General features: G+C 36.7%; 19 protein-coding genes. 14 read left to right on the top strand and 5 right to left on the bottom strand.

Annotated features, from left to right (window positions below; genetic code table 11):
* Nucleotides 1–47: 47 nt before the first annotated feature.
* The 6 genes from ULVI_RS05280 (at nt 48) to ULVI_RS05255 (ending at nt 8,663) form a co-directional block, all read left to right on the top strand.
* Complete coding sequence (locus tag ULVI_RS05280) at nt 48–1,124, top strand: PA0069 family radical SAM protein (RefSeq protein WP_068590453.1); 1,077 nt, start codon at nt 48–50, stop codon at nt 1,122–1,124.
* Between the two features lie 52 nt (nt 1,125–1,176).
* Nucleotides 1,177–2,883, top strand: a complete 1,707-nt coding sequence (locus tag ULVI_RS05275) for a helix-turn-helix domain-containing protein (protein ID WP_068590451.1) — start codon at nt 1,177–1,179, stop codon at nt 2,881–2,883.
* Nucleotides 2,884–3,078: 195 nt separating this feature from the next.
* Nucleotides 3,079–4,794, top strand: coding sequence for a helix-turn-helix domain-containing protein (locus tag ULVI_RS05270; protein ID WP_068590448.1), 1,716 nt, complete (start codon nt 3,079–3,081; stop codon nt 4,792–4,794).
* Nucleotides 4,795–5,073: 279 nt separating this feature from the next.
* On the top strand, nt 5,074–5,595 hold the full coding sequence (locus ULVI_RS05265) for a hypothetical protein (RefSeq protein ID WP_068590446.1): 522 nt from the start codon (nt 5,074–5,076) through the stop codon (nt 5,593–5,595).
* Nucleotides 5,596–5,618: 23 nt separating this feature from the next.
* On the top strand, nt 5,619–6,041 hold the full coding sequence (locus tag ULVI_RS05260; RefSeq protein ID WP_068590443.1) for a hypothetical protein: 423 nt from the start codon (nt 5,619–5,621) through the stop codon (nt 6,039–6,041).
* A gap of 324 nt (nt 6,042–6,365) precedes the next feature.
* A complete protein-coding gene (locus ULVI_RS05255) occupies nt 6,366–8,663 on the top strand; it encodes an alpha/beta hydrolase family protein (protein WP_068590441.1) in 2,298 nt (765 codons plus the stop codon).
* A 74-nt stretch (nt 8,664–8,737) separates the two neighbouring features.
* Here ULVI_RS05255 and ULVI_RS05250 read toward each other — a convergent pair whose 3' ends face one another.
* The 3 genes from ULVI_RS05250 to ULVI_RS05240 all read right to left on the bottom strand — a co-directional run bounded on the left by ULVI_RS05250 (nt 8,738) and on the right by ULVI_RS05240 (nt 10,681).
* The gene (locus ULVI_RS05250) at nt 8,738–9,397 is read right to left on the bottom strand and encodes an HD domain-containing protein (protein ID WP_068590439.1); all 660 of its coding nucleotides are present in this window, start codon (nt 9,395–9,397) and stop codon (nt 8,738–8,740) included.
* On the bottom strand, nt 9,394–10,140 hold the full coding sequence (locus ULVI_RS05245; protein WP_068591401.1) for a lysophospholipid acyltransferase family protein: 747 nt from the start codon (nt 10,138–10,140) through the stop codon (nt 9,394–9,396). Before ULVI_RS05245 ends, ULVI_RS05250 begins: the two co-directional genes overlap by 4 nt.
* A gap of 127 nt (nt 10,141–10,267) precedes the next feature.
* On the bottom strand, nt 10,268–10,681 hold the full coding sequence (locus ULVI_RS05240; protein ID WP_068590437.1) for a BrxA/BrxB family bacilliredoxin: 414 nt from the start codon (nt 10,679–10,681) through the stop codon (nt 10,268–10,270).
* A 336-nt stretch (nt 10,682–11,017) separates the two neighbouring features.
* Between ULVI_RS05240 and ULVI_RS05235 the strand changes: the two genes are divergently transcribed.
* The 8 genes from ULVI_RS05235 to ULVI_RS05200 all read left to right on the top strand — a co-directional run bounded on the left by ULVI_RS05235 (nt 11,018) and on the right by ULVI_RS05200 (nt 17,835).
* A complete protein-coding gene (locus ULVI_RS05235) occupies nt 11,018–11,761 on the top strand; it encodes a molecular chaperone DjiA (RefSeq protein WP_068590434.1) in 744 nt (247 codons plus the stop codon).
* A gap of 152 nt (nt 11,762–11,913) precedes the next feature.
* On the top strand, nt 11,914–12,570 hold the full coding sequence (locus ULVI_RS05230; RefSeq protein ID WP_068590433.1) for a metal-dependent transcriptional regulator: 657 nt from the start codon (nt 11,914–11,916) through the stop codon (nt 12,568–12,570).
* A 1-nt stretch (nt 12,571) separates the two neighbouring features.
* On the top strand, nt 12,572–13,363 hold the full coding sequence (locus ULVI_RS05225) for a transporter (RefSeq protein ID WP_068590431.1): 792 nt from the start codon (nt 12,572–12,574) through the stop codon (nt 13,361–13,363).
* Nucleotides 13,364–13,370: 7 nt separating this feature from the next.
* On the top strand, nt 13,371–14,288 hold the full coding sequence (locus ULVI_RS05220) for a metal ABC transporter solute-binding protein, Zn/Mn family (RefSeq protein ID WP_068590429.1): 918 nt from the start codon (nt 13,371–13,373) through the stop codon (nt 14,286–14,288).
* Nucleotides 14,288–15,025 (top strand): metal ABC transporter ATP-binding protein, encoded by a 738-nt coding sequence (locus ULVI_RS05215; RefSeq protein ID WP_068590428.1) that lies wholly within the window; start codon nt 14,288–14,290, stop codon nt 15,023–15,025. Before ULVI_RS05220 ends, ULVI_RS05215 begins: the two co-directional genes overlap by 1 nt.
* Nucleotides 15,026–15,067: 42 nt before the next feature.
* A complete protein-coding gene (locus tag ULVI_RS05210; protein ID WP_068590426.1) occupies nt 15,068–16,192 on the top strand; it encodes a metal ABC transporter permease in 1,125 nt (374 codons plus the stop codon).
* Nucleotides 16,185–17,345: a metal ABC transporter permease gene (locus ULVI_RS05205; RefSeq protein ID WP_068590424.1), complete on the top strand. Its 1,161-nt coding sequence runs from the start codon at nt 16,185–16,187 to the stop codon at nt 17,343–17,345. The genes ULVI_RS05210 and ULVI_RS05205 overlap by 8 nt, the downstream gene beginning before the upstream one ends.
* 64 nt (nt 17,346–17,409) lie before the next feature.
* The gene (locus tag ULVI_RS05200) at nt 17,410–17,835 is read left to right on the top strand and encodes a hypothetical protein (protein WP_068590422.1); all 426 of its coding nucleotides are present in this window, start codon (nt 17,410–17,412) and stop codon (nt 17,833–17,835) included.
* Nucleotides 17,836–17,849: 14 nt separating this feature from the next.
* On the opposite strand, the gene ULVI_RS05195 is transcribed toward ULVI_RS05200, so the two are convergent.
* Together ULVI_RS05195 and ULVI_RS05190 are read right to left on the bottom strand one after the other, a co-directional pair.
* Nucleotides 17,850–18,572 (bottom strand): haloacid dehalogenase type II, encoded by a 723-nt coding sequence (locus ULVI_RS05195; RefSeq protein WP_068590419.1) that lies wholly within the window; start codon nt 18,570–18,572, stop codon nt 17,850–17,852.
* Nucleotides 18,562–19,209, bottom strand: a complete 648-nt coding sequence (locus tag ULVI_RS05190) for a DsbA family oxidoreductase (RefSeq protein ID WP_068590417.1) — start codon at nt 19,207–19,209, stop codon at nt 18,562–18,564. The genes ULVI_RS05195 and ULVI_RS05190 overlap by 11 nt, the downstream gene beginning before the upstream one ends.
* Between the last annotated feature and the right edge of the window lie 33 nt (nt 19,210–19,242).

The raw sequence follows: 19,242 nt of genomic DNA, 5'->3' as shown, positions 1-19,242 counted from the left end.
TCCAAAATTAAATTAACTTTGAAGAGTTCGCTTTTCAAAGTTTTTTTATGTCTAAAACTCAAAATAGTCTTAAAGGTCGTGGTGCTCAGCAAAAAGTGCATAATCGCTTCTTTGAACTAAGTCATGAAATGCGGGATGATTTTCTAAATTATTGTGAAATTGAAGGAGAAGTAGCCGATACGAATAAAACGAAATACATCGATGTGTTTCCCAAATCGCTCGTTAATAAAGTGAATAGTCCCGATGTAGGAATGGGTTTCTCTGCAAATCCATATCAAGGGTGTGAGCATGGATGTGTGTATTGTTATGCTCGCAATAGTCATGAGTATTGGGGATATGGAGCTGGCCTTGATTTTGAACGAACCATTCTAATAAAAAAGAATGCACCCGAACTTTTAGAAGAAAAATTAAAAAGTAAAAATTGGAAGCCATATCCTATTGTGTTTTCTGGAAATACCGACTGCTATCAGCCAATTGAGAAAAAGCTTCAGATTACCCGAAAATGTCTAGCGGTTTTTTTAAAATGGAAACATCCTGTCGGAATTATCACTAAAAATTCTTTGGTTTTGCGAGACCTTGATATTTTAAAAGAGTTGGCAAAGTTTAATTTAATACAGGTAAACGTTAGTATTACATCGCTTTCTGAAACTACCCGACGTCTTTTAGAGCCCCGAACTGCAACTATAAAGCAGCGGCTAAAAACAGTAGAGGTACTTTCAGAAAACAACATCCCCGTACGGGTAATGATGGCGCCGATTATTCCTTCTTTAAATAGTCATGAAATTCTACCTTTAGTAAAAAAAGTTTCAGAATTAGGAGCAAAAGATGTGGCATATACTATCGTACGGCTCAACGGACAAATTGCTACCATTTTTGAAGACTGGGCACGAAAGACCATTCCCGATAGAGCGGACCGCATTTTAAACCAAATAGCAGAGTGTCACGGTGGTACTTTAAATGATAGTCAGTGGGGAAGACGTATGCGAGGTGAAGGAACAATTTCAGAACAAATAAAAACTACGATGCATATCGCACGTAAAAAATATCTTCCGAAAGAAGGAATTTTACCCTTGGAAACGGAACATTACCAGCAACTAAAAAATCCACAAATGCGTTTGTTTTAAATAGTATCTTTGGTTTTTGTTACGTTTTATCTGCAAACGCTACCAATAGAATATGAAGTATTTTCTTTCCTTATTTTTTTTCTTATCGACACTTGTCTCTTCGACTGCTCAAAATGATACCCTAGCAGATAAATCATATAAGGAGTTAAGTGGAATAATAAATAAATATATTCTGCGTGATACAGCGGTAGCACTATCTGCATCTAAAATTTATTTAAAAAAAGCTCAAGAAGAAAAGGACGTTGAACAAAATTATCTAGGGCTTGAGGCGTTTGCAATCGTCTATTCTCAAGCTAACGATCATGATAAGGCTATTCGTGCTTCTGAGCGATTACTATCTTTTACTGAAGAAAATGAATTAACAAAATATTACAGCCGTACCTATCAGATGGCAGGCATGACCTACATAAAAGCGGGGACCTTTAGTAGAGGACTAAGGCTATTTGAAAATTCATTAGCGATAGCAGAAAGAAATGAAGATATTAATAGTATTCAAATTGCGACATATTTTATTAGCCTGTTCCAAGCGATTGAAGGAAACTATATTTCGGCTATAAATTCTCAACATCGCATGATAAAACGTATTGAAGGATTTAATGATCTTCCAAAAAAACAAAAACAACATTTAGTTCTATTAGCTGAAAACAGTATTGGAGATACCTTTTTAAAAGCTAAAAATGGAGATTCTGCATATCATTACATTAATAAAAACTTACAACAGGTTTTAAAAAATAAAAAAGACTCTTGTATGATTAGAACGTTGTATGTTCAATTAGGACACGCAGAAATTTTAAAGAAAAAATATGATGAAGCAAAAAAGAGTCTTGATTATTCTATGCGATACTGCAGGCCTTTAACAAAATTTGATAGTATGATTGTTGGAGGGTACTATGCAAAAGTGTATGCAGGAAAAAAGGATTTTAAAAAAACTATATCTTATTTAGAGGATGGCTTTTCGACGTATGAGGTTTCTGATAAAGAAGAAGGCTTTATGGACGATTTTTATTTAGTTCTTGCGAATGCATATAAAGAAGAAAAAAATCTTGAAAAAGCGAGTTATTATTATCAAAAGCATGTACATAGTATCAAAGAGTTTGCTAAAATAAAAGACACTTTAAATTCTTCGTTTCGCAATAAAGAACTTCGCGAGTTTGAAAATGAATTACAGGCACTTAAGGAAGAAAAGGACGAGAAACAGAATACTCTCAATTATTTTCTATTAGGTGGTTCTCTTATAATTCTCACATTGCTTTTCTTTCTTTTAAAATTCTACCGTGATAAAAAGAGTAATGAAGCAAAATTTGAAGCTCTTTTGAAGAAAATTGAGCGTGCAGAAAAGCCCGAAAATATTATCGATACTAAAGATCAAATCTTGGAGGAATCGAATACTACAGATATTCCTGAAGAAACGAAACAACAAATTCTTGAGGGACTTAAAAAATTAGAAAACAAAGAATACTTTCTAAAACAAGAATGCAATTCTTACAACGTAGCGAAAAAAATAAATACGAACACTTCCTATCTTTCGAAAGTAGTGAATGCACACTTCGGAAAAAATTTCAACACCTATATTAATGATCTTCGAATTAATTACGCCATTGTACGTCTAAAGGATGATGTGATTTTTCGATCGTATTCTATTCAATCAATTGCTGAAGAATTAGGTTATAAAAGTGCCGATTCGTTCACAAAATACTTTAAAAAAGACACAGGGTTAAATCCGTCGTTTTATATAAAGGAGATTAAAAATATAGCATGACTTTTCAGCATTATTACCCAAATGTTAACTCATAAAACATCCTTATAACAGGGTTCTTTTAACTTTCGCTTTATGAATACGTATAGTGCACGTGCCACTACACTCTCATTACTTATGCTAAGAACAATTTTATTTTAAATAGTATCTTTACCCACGTGTCTCAGCAATACTCCATTTTTGAATCACTTATTTAGTATGAAATATGTTCTACTTCTCTTTTTTGTTTTTACTAGCATAATTTTTTCTTATTCTCAAAGTGATGATGCTCTTTCTCAAATGTCTTTCGATGCCCTTAGAGATACAATTATAACATACGAATATAGAAGCCAAGATAAAGTTATTACTACCGCCAAAGCCTATATTTTAAAAGCGGAAAGAGAGCATAACAAAACCGAACAATGGTTTGGTATGGAATTTATTGGTGAAGCGTATTATCATTATAAACTGTATGAAAAAGCAAATGATCAAGGAGAAGATATGCTGGCTTTTGCAAGAAAAAATTTGCTTTCTGAATTAGAAATGAGATCCTTAGGGTTTTTGGGTGACGTACAATTGGTTGCTACCACTGCAGAAAACGCGCTATTATATTATGAAGAGCAATTAAGCCTTGCAGAAACTAAAAATAACGAGAGATATCAATTAGTCGCAATAAATAAAATAGCCAATGTTTACAGTTTAATTGGTGATGAAGAGAAGGCAATCGCGGTAAGAAAGAGAGGGGTAACTTATTATGAAAACAAACCAATCGATTCCTCTCATACCATAAAAGATAAAAATGGAACCTTAGCATATATCTATAATGTGATGGGGAATTCACATCTTAAACTAAAGCAAATCGATTCAGCTAAATTATATTCGGGATATATAAAGAAGTTCCCCAAAGAAGCTTTAGACTCTTGCTATGTTGAGTATTATTATATTTTAGACGCAGAGATTGCCTACGAAGAAAAAAGATTCAACGACGCTAAAAATTTCTTCACCAAGTTGTATTCGGTATGCCCCGATTATCATAATAATTATCCAATATCTAAAGCTTACAGTTTTGGTAAAATAGAAGTTGCTACTAAAAATTATCACGAAGCAATACGGATTTTACAACAAGGGTTAGATAATTATCAAGTCTTAGAATCTGAAGAGGGTTTCATGAACGACTATTATAAAATGTTGGCCGAAGCTTATATGAACACCGGAGATTTTGAAAGAGCCAGTTATTATTTCGAAAAGCAATTCACTTCTCAAAAGGAGTTTAGTAAATTCAAAAATGACGCTAAAAATAAATTTCTTCGAAATGAAAGAGAAGAGTTTGAAAATGAATTTAACACCTTATATGCCGAAAAGGAGAAAAAACAAAATCATTTAAACTACTTATTATTAGGGGGTTCTCTAATTATTCTAGCACTTCTATTTTTTCTTTTAAAATTTTACCGTGAGAAAAAGAAAAACGAAGCAAAATTTAAAGCTTTGGTACAGAAAATTAAAGTGGCAGAAGAGCCCAAGGACATCATAGATACCAAAGATGCAGTACTAGAGGAAGCAAATACTACCGATGTGCCAGAAGAAACCAAACAACAAATTCTAGAAGGTTTAAAAAAATTAGAGGAAAAAGAATATTATCTAAAGCAGGAATGCAACTCGTATCATGTTGCAAAAAAATTAGGCACGAATACATCGTACCTTTCAAAAGTGATTAATTCGCATTTCGGAAAAAACTTCAATACGTATATTAATGATCTTCGAATTAATTACGCCATTGTTCGTTTAAAAGATGATGTGATCTTCCGCTCGTATTCTATTCAATCTATTGCAGAAGAATTGGGTTATAAAAGTGCCGATTCGTTTACGAAATACTTTAAAAAAGACACCGGATTAAACCCCTCATTTTACATTAAAGAGATTAAAAATATTACATAATAAGTTTTTTAGATTCTAAAAAACACCCCCTTTTCCAGTAATCATTATAAGCTTTTTTACTTATAAATTAAGCTTCCACACCCTAAATTTATAAAAATAGGGTTCTCTTAAATTTTCATTCTTATCCATTGCTTTGTTTTACGTAATCCCTTTAATCAAGGGCGTTGTCGATCGTTTTATAGCACCCGAATTTTCCGAAATTGGGGTGGCTTCTCTTTTATATAGGAAGAATATATTGCAGATTTGATTTCAGAAAACAATCAGCATAATTTAAACGAAATGCAAACACGAAAACAAAAATTAACCAATCGATTAAAGTGGTACTATCCATTAGAGAGGTTCCATGCCCTTTTTACATTTCCTGTGTTAGCGATTTATGCTGTTTTTCACTATTCAATTCAAGATCTTGTTTTTTTATTATACGGCTTTGTACTTATCATTTTTATTTTATGGCAAGGGCAGCAGTATTGGAAATTAAAACTGTACCGATTAACAGATGTCGATTTCGACGAGAAAAAAAATCTATCTTGGTTCACAACCGCTAAAAAGATCAATGTATCTCTCATTGCTGGTATTCCCGTGGTTTTTTTGCTTCAATGGTGTCTAAATGATTGGAACATGCTCACTAACGATACACTAGGTTGGGCAATTGTGGCAAACACGTTCGGAATTCTCGAGCACATAAATTATTACCACACCCAACTTATGGTAGACAATCCATCCGACTTCAGTTATATACGTAAACATAAAAAGCTTAAAAGGGCCAGTTTAGCCAAGGACCTTTACGAACATAAACTTTAATATCAACCTTTCAATAATATACTATGAAAACAAAAAAAGACAACACTGCTCAACGAATAATAATTGCCGCTAGTATCATCGTCTTTGTGCTTCTTATGATTCCATTTAGCTATGGAGCGTATGTAGGATATACAATGCATTCGGGAATAAATGAGGACATAGAACAATCATTAAAAAAACATTGCGACTGTGATGAAGTGAAAAGGGATCATGCATCTTTTGGAATTGCAATAAGTCAAGAAGGAGTTGCTAACGAGACGATTGCTTTTTATTTAAATCAGTATAAGACAGGTTCATTCGAGGAAGAAGCCATTCGCTTAAACGAGCTGTTAAAAATTGAAGTAGCCAATTATAATGACGTAGATCTTATACAGCTTCATTTTAAAGATGTAGAAGGTAACGAAGCATCGACCACAATTAAAAACGGAATCATTCAGAAAAAATAAAAGTTATGAAAATAAAGATAAAAGAACATCATATAAGGGAAGCTATCTGCTGGGGAATTGTACTCTACTTCATGATAGCCTCATATTTACACACTAATTATCATCACCTATAAATTACAACATATGGAACTTCAAAACAAAACCACTTCAAAAATCCGATTAATAAAATTTGGTATCGGAATTATCGCAGGAATCGCCATCTACCTAATTGTTAAACTCATTTTTTAAAACATACACTATGACAACCATAATAGAATTTGCAACACAACTCGTGATCACAATGATCTCTTGGCTCTAATAATATAATCTTAAATCTAATTTCTTATGAAAAATAATAATATAATAGCATTATTCATCTGTACGATACTGTTCGGATTGAATATACAAGCACAACAACTCAACGGTTCTTACAGTGGTATTCTTAATGCTGGTGGAATGGAAATGGAACTTATCTATAATTTCAGCGGTACAGATGCCGATTTAACAGCGACAATGGATGTTCCTATGCAAGGCGCTACAGGAATCGAATTGGATTCTGTAGTATTGCAAGACGGATCGGTTACCGTGACCTCAGCAAAAATGAAGATGAAATATTCAGGCGTTGTTTCGGGAGAAGAAATTACCGGTACCTACGAACAAATGGGACAATCGTTTCCATTAAATCTAAAGAAAACTGTGAAAACTAAACCAGGAAATACCTCACTGCCTTCAACCGATCAAGAAATCGAAGCTTTGGGAGCTAAAGAAGATGGTACGTATAAATATTCAGTAACCGACTATTTTAAAACACCCGAAGCATTTTCATTTCAACTCTCGCCAGATGGTTCATATATTTCATATATGAAAAGAAGAGATACAGGAGAGCGGGATGTCTATATTAAAAATACGACTACCGAGGAAGAAACCTTGTTGCTGAAACAAGAAGAAGACCTTATTCGTGGGTATGCTTGGGCAAATAATAGCCGAATACTTTATATGCAAGATAAAGGGGGTGATGAAAACTACCATCTCTTCGGAATTGATGTCGGTGGAAAAAACAAAAAAGAACTTACCCCTTATGAAGGTGTTCGCGTGGATCTTATTGAAGGATTAAAGGAAAATGAAGCTCATGTGATCGTTAAAATGAACAAAGACAATCCACAACAGGAAGAGCCTTATTTGCTTAATATTAATACTGCAGAAATAACTAAGTTATATACCGTTAACGCAGGCGACCCGCCGGTAAGTGGATATAATTTTGACCGTCAAGGAAACCTTCGTGCCGTGAACCGAATTGTAGATGGAATTAAATCTGAAATTCTGTATAAAATAGATGGTGAATTTAAGTCGTTACTTACAACAGATTTCGGAGATGTTTTTGCTATTACATCGTTTAACCCAAGTACTAAAGATCCTAATGATGCCTATGTACTTTCTAATTTAGGAACCGATAAATTAGAGATCCAACTTTACGATCTTAAAAATAACAAGAAAATAAAAACACTTTTTAATAACGATACCTACGATGTGTCGGGAATGTCATTGTCACGGAAGCGAAATTATGAAATAGATTACTTTTCTTATACAGGAGAGAAAACAGTTGTTGTTCCTCAAAGTAAAACCTACAAAAAGATCTACAGCCGTTTGCAAAAAGAATTTGGAGACAAACAATTTTTTACGGTCGACAAAACAGACGATGAAAGTCAATACTTAGTAATGGTAACAAGCGATAAAATTCGCGGAGAATATTACATATATAATAAAACAAACGATTCGGTAACTCTTTTGTATAAGTTGTCCTCTCACTTGCAATCTGGTGATATGGCATCCATGAAACCCATTACGTTTAAAAGTCGCGATGGACTTACCATCCACGGCTACATTACGCTTCCAACCGATTATGTTAAAGGACAAAAAGTGCCACTTGTTGTAAATGTACATGGAGGTCCACAGGGATTAAGAGATTCATGGGGCTTTAATTCGGAAGCACAATTATTTGCAAGTCGAGGCTATGCCACCTTACATGTAAACTTTAGAATTTCCGGTGGATATGGGAAAGAGTTTTTAAAAGCCGGGTTCGGTCAAATTGGTCGAAAGGCTATGAACGATGTGGAAGATGGCGTGGACTATGTGATCGACCAAGGTTGGATCGATGCGGACAAAGTAGCCATTTTTGGTGGAAGTCATGGAGGATATGCAGTATTAAGAGGTATGACAAAAACTCCCGATAAATACGCTTGTGGGGTAGATTATGTAGGAGTAAGTAACCTAAATACATTTATGACGACCATCCCACCCTATTGGGAGAAATACCGTGCATTAATGTATAAGATCTGGTACAACCCGGAGATTCCTGAAGAAAAAGCGATCATGGACGAGATCTCTCCTGCATTACATGTAGACAAGATCAAGAAACCACTCTTTGTAGTGCAAGGTGCCAACGATCCACGGGTAAATATCGATGAAGCAGACCAAATCGTTAAGAGTCTTCGTGCTCGTAACGTTGAGGTTCCTTACATGGTTAAGTACGATGAAGGGCATGGCTTCGGAAAGGAAGAAAACAGATTAGAATTGTATCAAGCAATGATGGGCTTCTTCGCACAGCATCTAAAAACAGAAGGAAGTATTCCTGTTAAAGGATAATAGTATTTCTGAAAAGTAAAAGAGCGGCATTTTTTAATGACCGCTCTTTTTTTGTAAAAATTTGAAAAGTTCGTTTATCGAATTCCTTCCCATTCTGCATAGAACTGTTTCAAGAAAACTTCCATAAAATCATGTCGTTCTGCAGCAATACGCTTTCCTGTAACGGTATTCATACGGTCTTTCAGCAATAATAATTTTTCATAAAAATGATTAATAGTAGGTGCTTCGGAAGCTTTATACGTAGCGACAGACATTCCGAGAACAGGAGCTATGTCTGGGTCGTATAGTTTTCGGTTTTTAAATCCGCCGTAATTGAAGGTTCTTGCAATACCAATAGCACCAAGTGCATCTAGGCGATCTGCATCCTGAACCACATCTAATTCCTTAGAATTAAATTTTTGCTTCACATTTCCACCTTTAAACGAGATGTTTTCAATAATAGCGACCACATGTTGAATCACGATGTTAGAGACCCCGGCTTCAGAAAGAAAGTCAGATGCTTTTTTGGGCCCTACCGATTCATCTCCGTCATGAAACTTAGAATCGGCGATGTCATGAAGCAAGGCTCCTAAAGCGACAATAAACTCATCTACATTTTCTTCCGAAGCAATTAATAGCGCATTTTTATACACGCGTTCTATATGAAACCAATCATGTCCCCCTTCGGCATTTTTAAGTTCCCGTTTTACAAATACAATGGTTTGCTCAAGATGTTTTTTTTCTGTGTTTGTCATGCTACTACAACGCCCGATTTTATTTGTATTTCTAACTTATTTATTAATTCTTCATGCGTAAAGTCTGAAATTTTAAGAGTAGGATGTACGGTCATTTCGAGCTTTACGCCAAGGGGCATAGGAAACATACCATACCGTTGTAATTTCCATGAATTATTAATGGTTACAGGGAGCACATAAGCATCTGGAGCATTTTTAAATAAAGTAAGCATTCCGGTAACCCGAAACGGTTTGGGATGCCCGTCACGACTGCGGGTTCCTTCCGGAAAAATCACACCACTTCTATTAAACCGAACCAAATACTTGCCAAATTTTGTCATTTCAGTTAGGGCTTGTTCTTTGTTTTTACGATCGATTAGCACAGACCCACCATGACGAAGATTATATGAAATAGACGGAATTCCTTTTCCTAATTCGATCTTCGAAATAAATTTAGGATGGTACTTCCGTAAGTACCAAATAAGCGGTGGAATATCCCACATACTTTGGTGGTTCGAAACAATAATTAGCGGCACGTTATTAGGGATACTGGTATGTATTGTAATGTCGAAACTTGTTCCTAGAATAGAAAGGCACCGAAGAATATACCAGTTAAAATAGTCCACACTTTTTTTATGTGCTTGGTAGCCAAATACATTAAAACAGATCCATTGTACTGGATGAAAGAAAAGCATGCCTAGCGTAAAGAACAGGTAAAACAGAACTGTAAGCGGATAACTTAATACGTGAAGTATCTTTTTCATAACGAGCATTGAAAGGATCTACTAAGTACAAAAATAGCTTTTAAGAATTAAAAAACCGCCCTTAAAGAGCGGTTTAGAATTTTAACTATTTTCTGCTTTACGCTGAATGTCATTACACACAAAATAATTAGTTGCAATGTTCGTCGTAAGCCATTTTAAGGTTGTCAGCAATCATTTCTGCTGGACGCCCTTCAATATGATGACGTTCTAACATGTGTACCAATTCTCCATCTTTAAATAATGCCATGCATGGAGAACTTGGAGGAAAAGGAACCATTTGTGCCCGAGCAGCATCAACCGCTTCACGATCAACTCCTGCGAAAACTGTAACTAGGTGATCGGGTGATTTTGCGTTTTGAAGCGACATACGTGCCCCTGGTCTTGCATTGGCTGCAGCACATCCACATACCGAATTTACAACCACTAATGTAGTACCTTCTTTATGCAACGCATCGGTCACATCTTGTTCTGTATATAATTCTGCGAACCCTATGCTAGTAAGGTCTTCGCGCATTGGTTTTACTAATTCTGCTGGATACATAGTATTTTCTTTTAAGTGTATTGAGTACAAAGATACAAATTTCAAAAGTGTTACTACCCCGATGTAATGATTCGAAAATTCTATACTTCGATAGTGACACTATATGTTTATAAGTTGGGCAAGTCCCCTTCGCGTTGCTACGGCGACCGGGCTATTCGCGCTACACGGTAGCCAGCTGCTATCCCTCTTGCAAAAAGAATTTTGGTTTTTTTAAAGTTTGCGCGCTGGTATGGGAGAACCTGCTATTCACTAAAGCAATTATTTTCAATTTAATCCATTTCTTACCCCATGAAGTTCTGTTATATTTGCAACTTAATTTCTGTTCAATATTTATTTATGATTCGTTGGTTTGGAGCTTTTGTTGGATACATGCTGTACCGTTTCCCTGGTGCTTTTATTGGCTTTATGCTAGGAAGTCTTATCGATAATATGGTAGGCAACCGAGGCAAGGGTGGAGGCTTTAAACAAGTATTTCAACAACCATCTTCACAACGCGTAACGCCAGCCGATTTCGAATTGAACTTACTTTCTTTGGCTTCTTTAGTGATTAAAGCAGACGGAAATGTAAATCAGCGGGAACTGGATTTTGTGCGACAGTATTTTGTGCAATCCTACGGAAGAGAACGCGCCAATGCAACCTTTAAAGTATTTAATGATGTAATAAAAAAGAGAGAAATCTCTGCACAGAATATTTGTGCCTTATTACGACAAAGAACACGATACGAATCACGGCTTCAGATTCTTCATTTTTTGTTTAGTATCGCTAATGCCGACGGTTCGGTGTCGACTCCAGAAGTAAATGAAATTAACCGAATGGCGGGATATCTTGGGGTACAACTTCGAGATTTCGAAAGTATTAAAGCCATGTTCTTTAAGAACCCAGACAGTGCCTATAAAATTTTAGAAATTGAGCGCACTGCTACCGAAGCAGAAATAAAGAAAGCCTACCGTACCATGGCAAAAAAATACCATCCCGACAAACTTCAACACATGGACGAAGCCTACCGAAATGGTGCCGAAGAGAAGTTCCGAAAAGTGCAGGAAGCCTACGAGCAGCTTCAGAAGGAGCGAGGATTCTAAAAACGCATAATAGAGCAAAAGCAATTAATTTTAAAAAATTCTTCAGAAGAGATGTAGTTTTTCTTCAGAACAAAATTCTGTATTTCTATATTTTTAGACGTGGCTAAAAATAAAAACAGTATAAATCAAAAAATCTATTTACCTTTGTCAACATGTATTCATTAGCAGAAGAAAATTATTTAAAAGCGATCTATCACCTTGAGCATGCCACCAAAGGGGAAGTTAGCACAAATGCCATTGCAGAAGCGATGAGCACTAAGCCGTCTTCGGTAACCGATATGGTGCAAAAGTTAGCCGAAAAAGAGATGCTTTCTTATAGAAAATACAAAGGAACACTTCTTACTGAAAACGGTAGAAAGGCAGCCGCAAACGTAATTCGAAAACACCGTTTGTGGGAAGTTTTTTTGGTAGAAAAACTAAACTTTCATTGGGATGAGGTACACGATATTGCAGAACAATTAGAGCATGTCCATTCCGAAGAATTGGTGGCGCGCTTAGACAAATTTTTAGGCCATCCCGATTTCGATCCACACGGTGATCCTATTCCCGATGCACAAGGAAATGTAAAGCGCACCGAGAAAAAACTCCTTTCCGAATTACATAAAAATCAACGAGGTGTATGTGTAGGTGTTAAAGAATCGAGTGGTGAATTTCTTCAGTATCTCGATAAACGAAAAATAAGTATTGGGACTAAAATAAGAGTGCTCGGGAAAGAATTTTTCGATGGCTCTATGATCGTTCAAGTGGGGAGCAACCAGTTCTTTATTTCTCAAAAGATCGCAGAAAACCTATACATACAAACCAATTAAAATGAAAAACCTTCAAACCTTTTGTTGCCTAATAGTATTTATAATCTTTGGAGCGGCCAGTGCACAAGACACGGATAGCACCCCAGAAATGATCACCGATCGACCCGACGCCACAGAATCGCCTACCACAGTACCAAAGAAAAGTATTCAAGTTGAAACCGGAGCTTTTTACGAATCTTTCGAAGAGAACAACATAAAGTCTGAGGTATACACCTACAATACTACATTATTGCGTTATGGACTTCTAGACAATTTTGAGCTGCGACTGGGATTTAATCTGGAAGATGTAAAACTATCCACAAACGGAAATGAATTTTCAGATCCCGATTCCAGTCTGTCACCACTTTTAGCAGGAATAAAAGTTGCTATCGCCGAAGAAGACGGATTTCTACCCGAAATTGGATTGCTTGGACATTTATATCTTCCTTTTACAGTGAATAAAGAGATGCGCCCAGAAACTACTGGCGTGGACTTCCGATTTTCATTTGCACATACGCTTTCAGAACGGTCGAGTCTTGCTTATAATTTGGGAGCTCAATGGCTTGATGGTACGCCCGGAGCGGCTTATGTTTACACTCTTGTGTATGGCTATAGTATTACCGACCGTTTAGGTGCCTATGCCGAGGTGTATGGAGATCTTCCAGAAAACACAAAAGCAAATCATTTTTGGGATGCGGGTGTTACATACGCATTGCAACCTAATATTCAACTGGATGCTACTATAGGGCGTAGCATTACGGAGGGGCAGGATATATTAATAAGCGCAGGAATTAGTTTTAGAATACCAAAATAAGGAATAAATGAAAAAGTTAATATGTGTACTAGTACTTGTAGGGCTATGGAGTTGTAAAGATCCAAATGCAACAGGAGGCGATTCCCAAAAACTACAAGTAGTTACAACCACGACAATGCTCACCGATCTGGTTAAAAATATTGGGGGCGATTCTATTCAAGTAAATGGATTAATGGGAGCAGGTGTCGATCCGCATTTGTACAAAGCAAGCGAAGGGGACGTAAGTAAATTATACAATGCAGATATTATTTTTTATAACGGATTGCATTTGGAAGGAAAGCTGGTTGAGGTATTCGAAAAAATGGATTTACAAGATCAGAAGGCCATTTCATTAGGTTCATTTCTAGATAAAAACGAACTTATTGGATCCGAGTATTTTGCTTCCAATTACGATCCCCATGTCTGGTTTAATATTCAGTTTTTTAAGCAGTTTGCTTCAACCGTGACAGAAACTTTGTCGGAAGCAACTCCCGAGAACGCTACTTATTTTGAAAAGAATAATGCACTATTTCAGAAAAAATTAGAGAGGTTAGAAGCTGAAATTAAAGAGCAAATTAAAACCCTGCCCGAAGAAAAACGTATTCTTGTAACAGCGCACGATGCTTTTAATTACTTCGGAAAAGCATACGGATTTAAAGTAGTGGGATTACAAGGACTTTCAACAGCTACTGAAGCTGGTGTGCAAGATGTACAACGTCTCTCTCAATTTATCATCGACAATAAAGTAAAAGCCATATTTATTGAAAGTTCTGTGCCCAGACGTACTATTGAAGCGTTACAGGCGGCTGTGCTCGATAAAAACCACGAAGTGAGTATTGGAGGTTCTTTATACAGTGATGCGCTGGGAAGTGCTGGAACCGAAGAAGGAACCTATATTGGAATGTTTAAATACAACGTCTCTACTATTGTAAACGCCCTTAAATAATGGAACAAAAAATCGCCATAAAAGTTGATGATCTTACAGTAGCTTATAATTACAAACCGGTGTTATGGGATATCGACCTTATGGTGCCTGAGGGAGTTTTAATGGCAATTGTTGGTCCCAACGGAGCAGGAAAATCCACACTTATTAAAGCCATCTTGGGGATAATAAAGCCCATTGCGGGAAGTGTTACTATTTATGATAAACCGTATAATAAGCAACGCAAATTGGTAGCCTATGTTCCTCAAAAAGGAAGCGTAGATTGGGATTTTCCTACTACAGCAGTCGATGTGGTAATGATGGGGACCTACGGAAAACTAGGTTGGATTAAACGTCCTGGACAGAAAGAAAAGAAGGCAGCTTTAGAAGCTTTGGAAAAAGTCGGGATGCTTGCGTTTAAAAACAGACAGATAAGTCAGTTAAGTGGTGGACAGCAACAACGGGTGTTTTTGGCAAGAGCACTTGTACAAAATGCTGCGATTTATTTTATGGACGAACCCTTTCAAGGAGTAGATGCTACTACCGAGATTGCCATAATTAATATTTTAAAAGAATTACGAAAAGCAGGAAAAACGGTAGTAGTCGTGCATCATGACCTTCAAACTGTTCCCGAATATTTCGATTGGGTCACATTTTTAAATGTGAAGAAAATTGCTACGGGACCGGTGAAGGAAATTTTTAATGATGATAACCTTACCAAAACCTACGGAATTAATTATAAAGTGGCAGTTAATAAATAAGAAGTGCGGCGAACTACCCGCTAAAAAACTACAAAATTAAGAATGAACATCACCGAATATTTCGAACTCCTTTTTACAGATTATACCCTTCGCACGATCACGCTGGGAACTGCGGTATTGGGTGCTATTTGTGGAATGTTGGGTTCGTTCGCGGTACTTCGTAAACAAAGTCTTTTAGGTGATGCGATCTCACATGCTGCCCTACCCGGAATTGCAATTGCATTTTTAATTACGGGAACCAAAGACTCTAACATATTACTGTTAGGAGCTTTAATCAGCGGATTGGTTGGTACGTTCTGGATTCGAGGAATGATCACCAAAACACATTTAAAAAGTGATACGGCTTTAGGTTTGGTACTCTCATTATTCTTCGGTTTCGGAATGCTATTGCTCACTTTTATTCAGAAACAGCCTAATGCCAATCAGGCGGGACTTGATAAATACTTATTTGGTCAGGCAGCGACCTTGGTTGAAAGTGACGTGCGGTTAATGGTAATCGTTACAGGAATTGCGCTGTTTATTATGCTCCTGTTCTGGAAAGAATTTAAACTGCTGCTTTTTGATGCGGATTATACCAAAACATTAGGATTTAATACAAAGCTTATAGATGTTCTAATAACGTTCTTTATTGTATTGGCGATCGTTCTAGGACTGCAAACGGTAGGTGTAGTATTAATGAGTGCAATGTTGTTAGCACCTGCAGCAGCAGCACGACAATGGACAAATAACCTTGGCACAATGGTGTTTCTGGCAGCGATCTTCGGAGCTTTTTCTGGAGTGGTGGGGACTGCCGTTAGTGCAAGCCAGAATAATTTATCTACGGGACCAGTGATCGTATTGATCGCGGCTGTTTTTGTGTTGTTCTCCTTTATTTTCTCTCCAGGACGAGGATTGCTATTTCGGGAGATTCGGTTTCGACAAAACCGAAGAGATCTCCATTTAAAGAAAACGCTTCAGTTTATGTATGGAATTGCAAAAACACATGAGAATAGTTCACATCCCCATGCCATCAGGATCTTAAATAACTTTCACGGTTTTACAAAAGGGACCCTACGCAAATTGGAAGAAAAAGAGTGGATCGAAATTTCTGGACAACAATGGTCTTTAACTTCCGAAGGATTTACAGAAGCAAGAGATTTATACAACCAACAAAAAAAAGATGAATAGTCCTCAAATAGAAATACAGTTAATTGCAGTAGTGGTTGCCATAGCCTGCGCGATTCCTGGAGTATTTCTAGTGCTTCGAAAAATGGCACTCATTAGTGACGCGATTAGTCATTCGATTCTTCCTGGTATTGTAATTGGTTTTTTTATTACCCAAGACCTTAACTCGCCCCTACTTATTTTACTCGCTGCAATAACAGGGGTAATAACAGTCGTTTTGGTAGAATGGATTCAAAAAACAGGATTGGTTAAAGAAGATACGGCCATTGGGTTGGTGTTTCCTGCCTTATTCAGTATTGGTGTAATCCTTATCGCTAAAAATGCAAACGATGTGCATTTAGATGTAGATGCGGTATTGCTGGGAGAACTGGCATTTGCTCCCTTTGATAGGCTTTTGCTCTTCGGAAACGATGTCGGACCAAAATCACTTTGGGTCATGGGAACTATACTTATAAGTACCATTGTATTGCTTCTTCTGTTTTTCAAAGAACTGAAGGTAAGTACCTTCGATAGTGGACTGTCTGCAGCATTGGGCATCTCACCGGTGATTATGCATTACGGATTAATGTCGGTATCGTCGGTGACCGTTGTAGGTGCTTTTGATGCAGTGGGAGCTATTCTGGTAGTGGCTTTAATGATTGCACCAGCCGCTACCGCATACTTGCTAACGAGCGACCTTAAAAAAATGCTATGGTTAGCGATCACATTCGGAAGCATTGCTGCACTGGGTGGATATTGGGTGGCACATTGGCTTGATGCTTCAATTTCGGGATCAATAAGTACAGTGTTGGGAGTTATCTTCTTATTCGTGTATTTATTTGCACCCCGAAAAGGACTAATTTCAGTGTTATATCGTCAAAAGCAACAACGAACAGAAGTTTCTCTCATTACTTTTTTGCTTCATTTAAATAATCATTCCGAAGAAAGAGAACGACACATTAATCACTTACAGGAACATATTAACTGGCAAAAAATTCGCTCTAAAACGGTACTCGATCTTGCGTTAAAAAACAACATGGTGACTGTAACAAATAACGTTGTTTCTTTAACTAAAAAGGGAGATGAGTTTACCAATTTAGCATTGGAGTATATTATTACCAATAAAGATGAAAAGATTGAACATATGAAAGACGATTTCTTTTTGTTTAGAGGGTAATTGGACTCTATCCATTTTTTGGCACTATTTTTTCCTATATCTTTATAACACTAAATTAAAATATATGAAAAAGACCTTATTTATCCTCGCTATTATATGTTCTACATTTGTATACGGACAAAAAGAAACCCCCGTAGAAGTTCCTAAAATTGCCATGAAAGTACCTTTTGGAGAATCGATTACTATTAATGAGACTACAATAACATTTAAAAAGGTATTGGAGGATTCACGATGTCCCAAAGAAGTGAACTGTATATGGGCTGGTAGAATTAAAATTCTTGTGGAAGTATCAAAAGATGGAACTACTGCAGAAACTAAGGAATTAATATTTGGTCAAACTCGACCAGGAGAGTCAGAAAGCAAGCAAATTGCAACGTTAAATGGTAAGACGTATGTCGGGATGAATGTAACCCCTTACCCACAAGAAGAAGGAATTAGCGATCCCTCTAAATATGCATTGCTGCTAGTGAAAAAAACTAATAAGGAATAAATAAGATAATTTTTTTAGGAATAAGCAACTAGAATTTTTGTCAATTCGGTTAAATCTGTGGCTTCAATTTCAGTTTTAGGAGCTAACGGAAATAATTGTTGACCAGGGCGGCTAATAAATGCAGCACGCCAACCTGCCCACATAGCACCGGCTACATCCCAACCATGCGCAGCCACTAGCATACATTCTTCTGGATTTACGCCCATTTTTTGTGCTGCCCATTGATAAGCTTCAGTTGCAGGTTTAAATTTTCTAACGTCCTCAACACTTAACATTTTTTCAAAATAAGCTGTTAACCCTGCATACTCAAATTGTTTTTTTACACCTTCATTCGATGAGTTTGTAAAAGAAACTAAGGTATATCCCTCCTGTTTTAATGTTGTCAAAGCAGAAATCACTTCAGGATGTGGTGGAAGGGCTCTTAATGCATTGATAACCGTATCGCGTGCTTCTTCTGAAGAAATTGAAATTCCGTTATTTGCAGCAACCATTTGTAGTGTTGCGGCACCAATAGTGCTAAAATGCTTATACTGTCCGCTTACTGTGGTAACCAAAGAATATTGGAGCATTGTTGTAAACCATAAAGATAATAGATCCTCCTTACCATTTAAAACCTGACCAATTTGTTTTTTCATTTTGGTAAGATCTAGAAGTGTTTCATTTACATCAAAGAACAAAATTTTTGGTCTCGTTTTGTTTATGATGTTAGTATGATTTTCTATGGGTTTATTTTTCATTGATGAGATCTTTTAAAATTTGCTTAAATGCTGCGACAGGCTGAGCGCCAGTTACTGCACTTTTTTGGTCAAAAATTATGGTAGGAACCGAATTTACACCTAAGTTTTTCCAGTACGCTTCTTGATTTTTCACCTCATTTCTTACCGTCGTATTTTCGAGGGTTGCCATTCCTTCTTCTGCATTAAGTCCGACATCTAGAAGGGCTTGTTCTAGAACATCATTGTGAGACACATCTTTGCGTTCACTAAAGAATAGCGTCGTAAGTCGCATTTTCAGCTCGGTTTGCTTGTCGAACTGTTTAGCATACTCTAACAAAACATGCGCATTAAAAGTATTTACCATCTTCATTTCATCAAAGTAATCGAATGTAAAATCTAAAGCTGCTCCGGCTTCAGTCATTTGCTGTTGCGATTGTTTTTGTTGTTCTAAAGATGCGCCATATTTTTCGGAAATATGCTCGTGTACCAATTGCCCTTCAGAAGGCATATTCGGATTTAATTGAAAGGGATGCCATTCGATCGTTACGCGATCTTCAAGTTGTAGCTCACGGATAGCTTTTTCGAGTCGCTTATAGCCAATGGTACACCATGGACAAACAACGTCGGATACAATGTCAATTTTTAATAGGTCATTCATTCGTATACTTTTTAATATTAGTTACAGCTGTTT

This window comes from Cochleicola gelatinilyticus (assembly GCF_001637325.1).
Taxonomy (GTDB): Bacteria; Bacteroidota; Bacteroidia; order Flavobacteriales; family Flavobacteriaceae; genus Cochleicola; species Cochleicola gelatinilyticus.
Note: the sequence above shows the minus strand (reverse complement) of the source record. Positions and strands in the feature narration are given on the sequence as shown.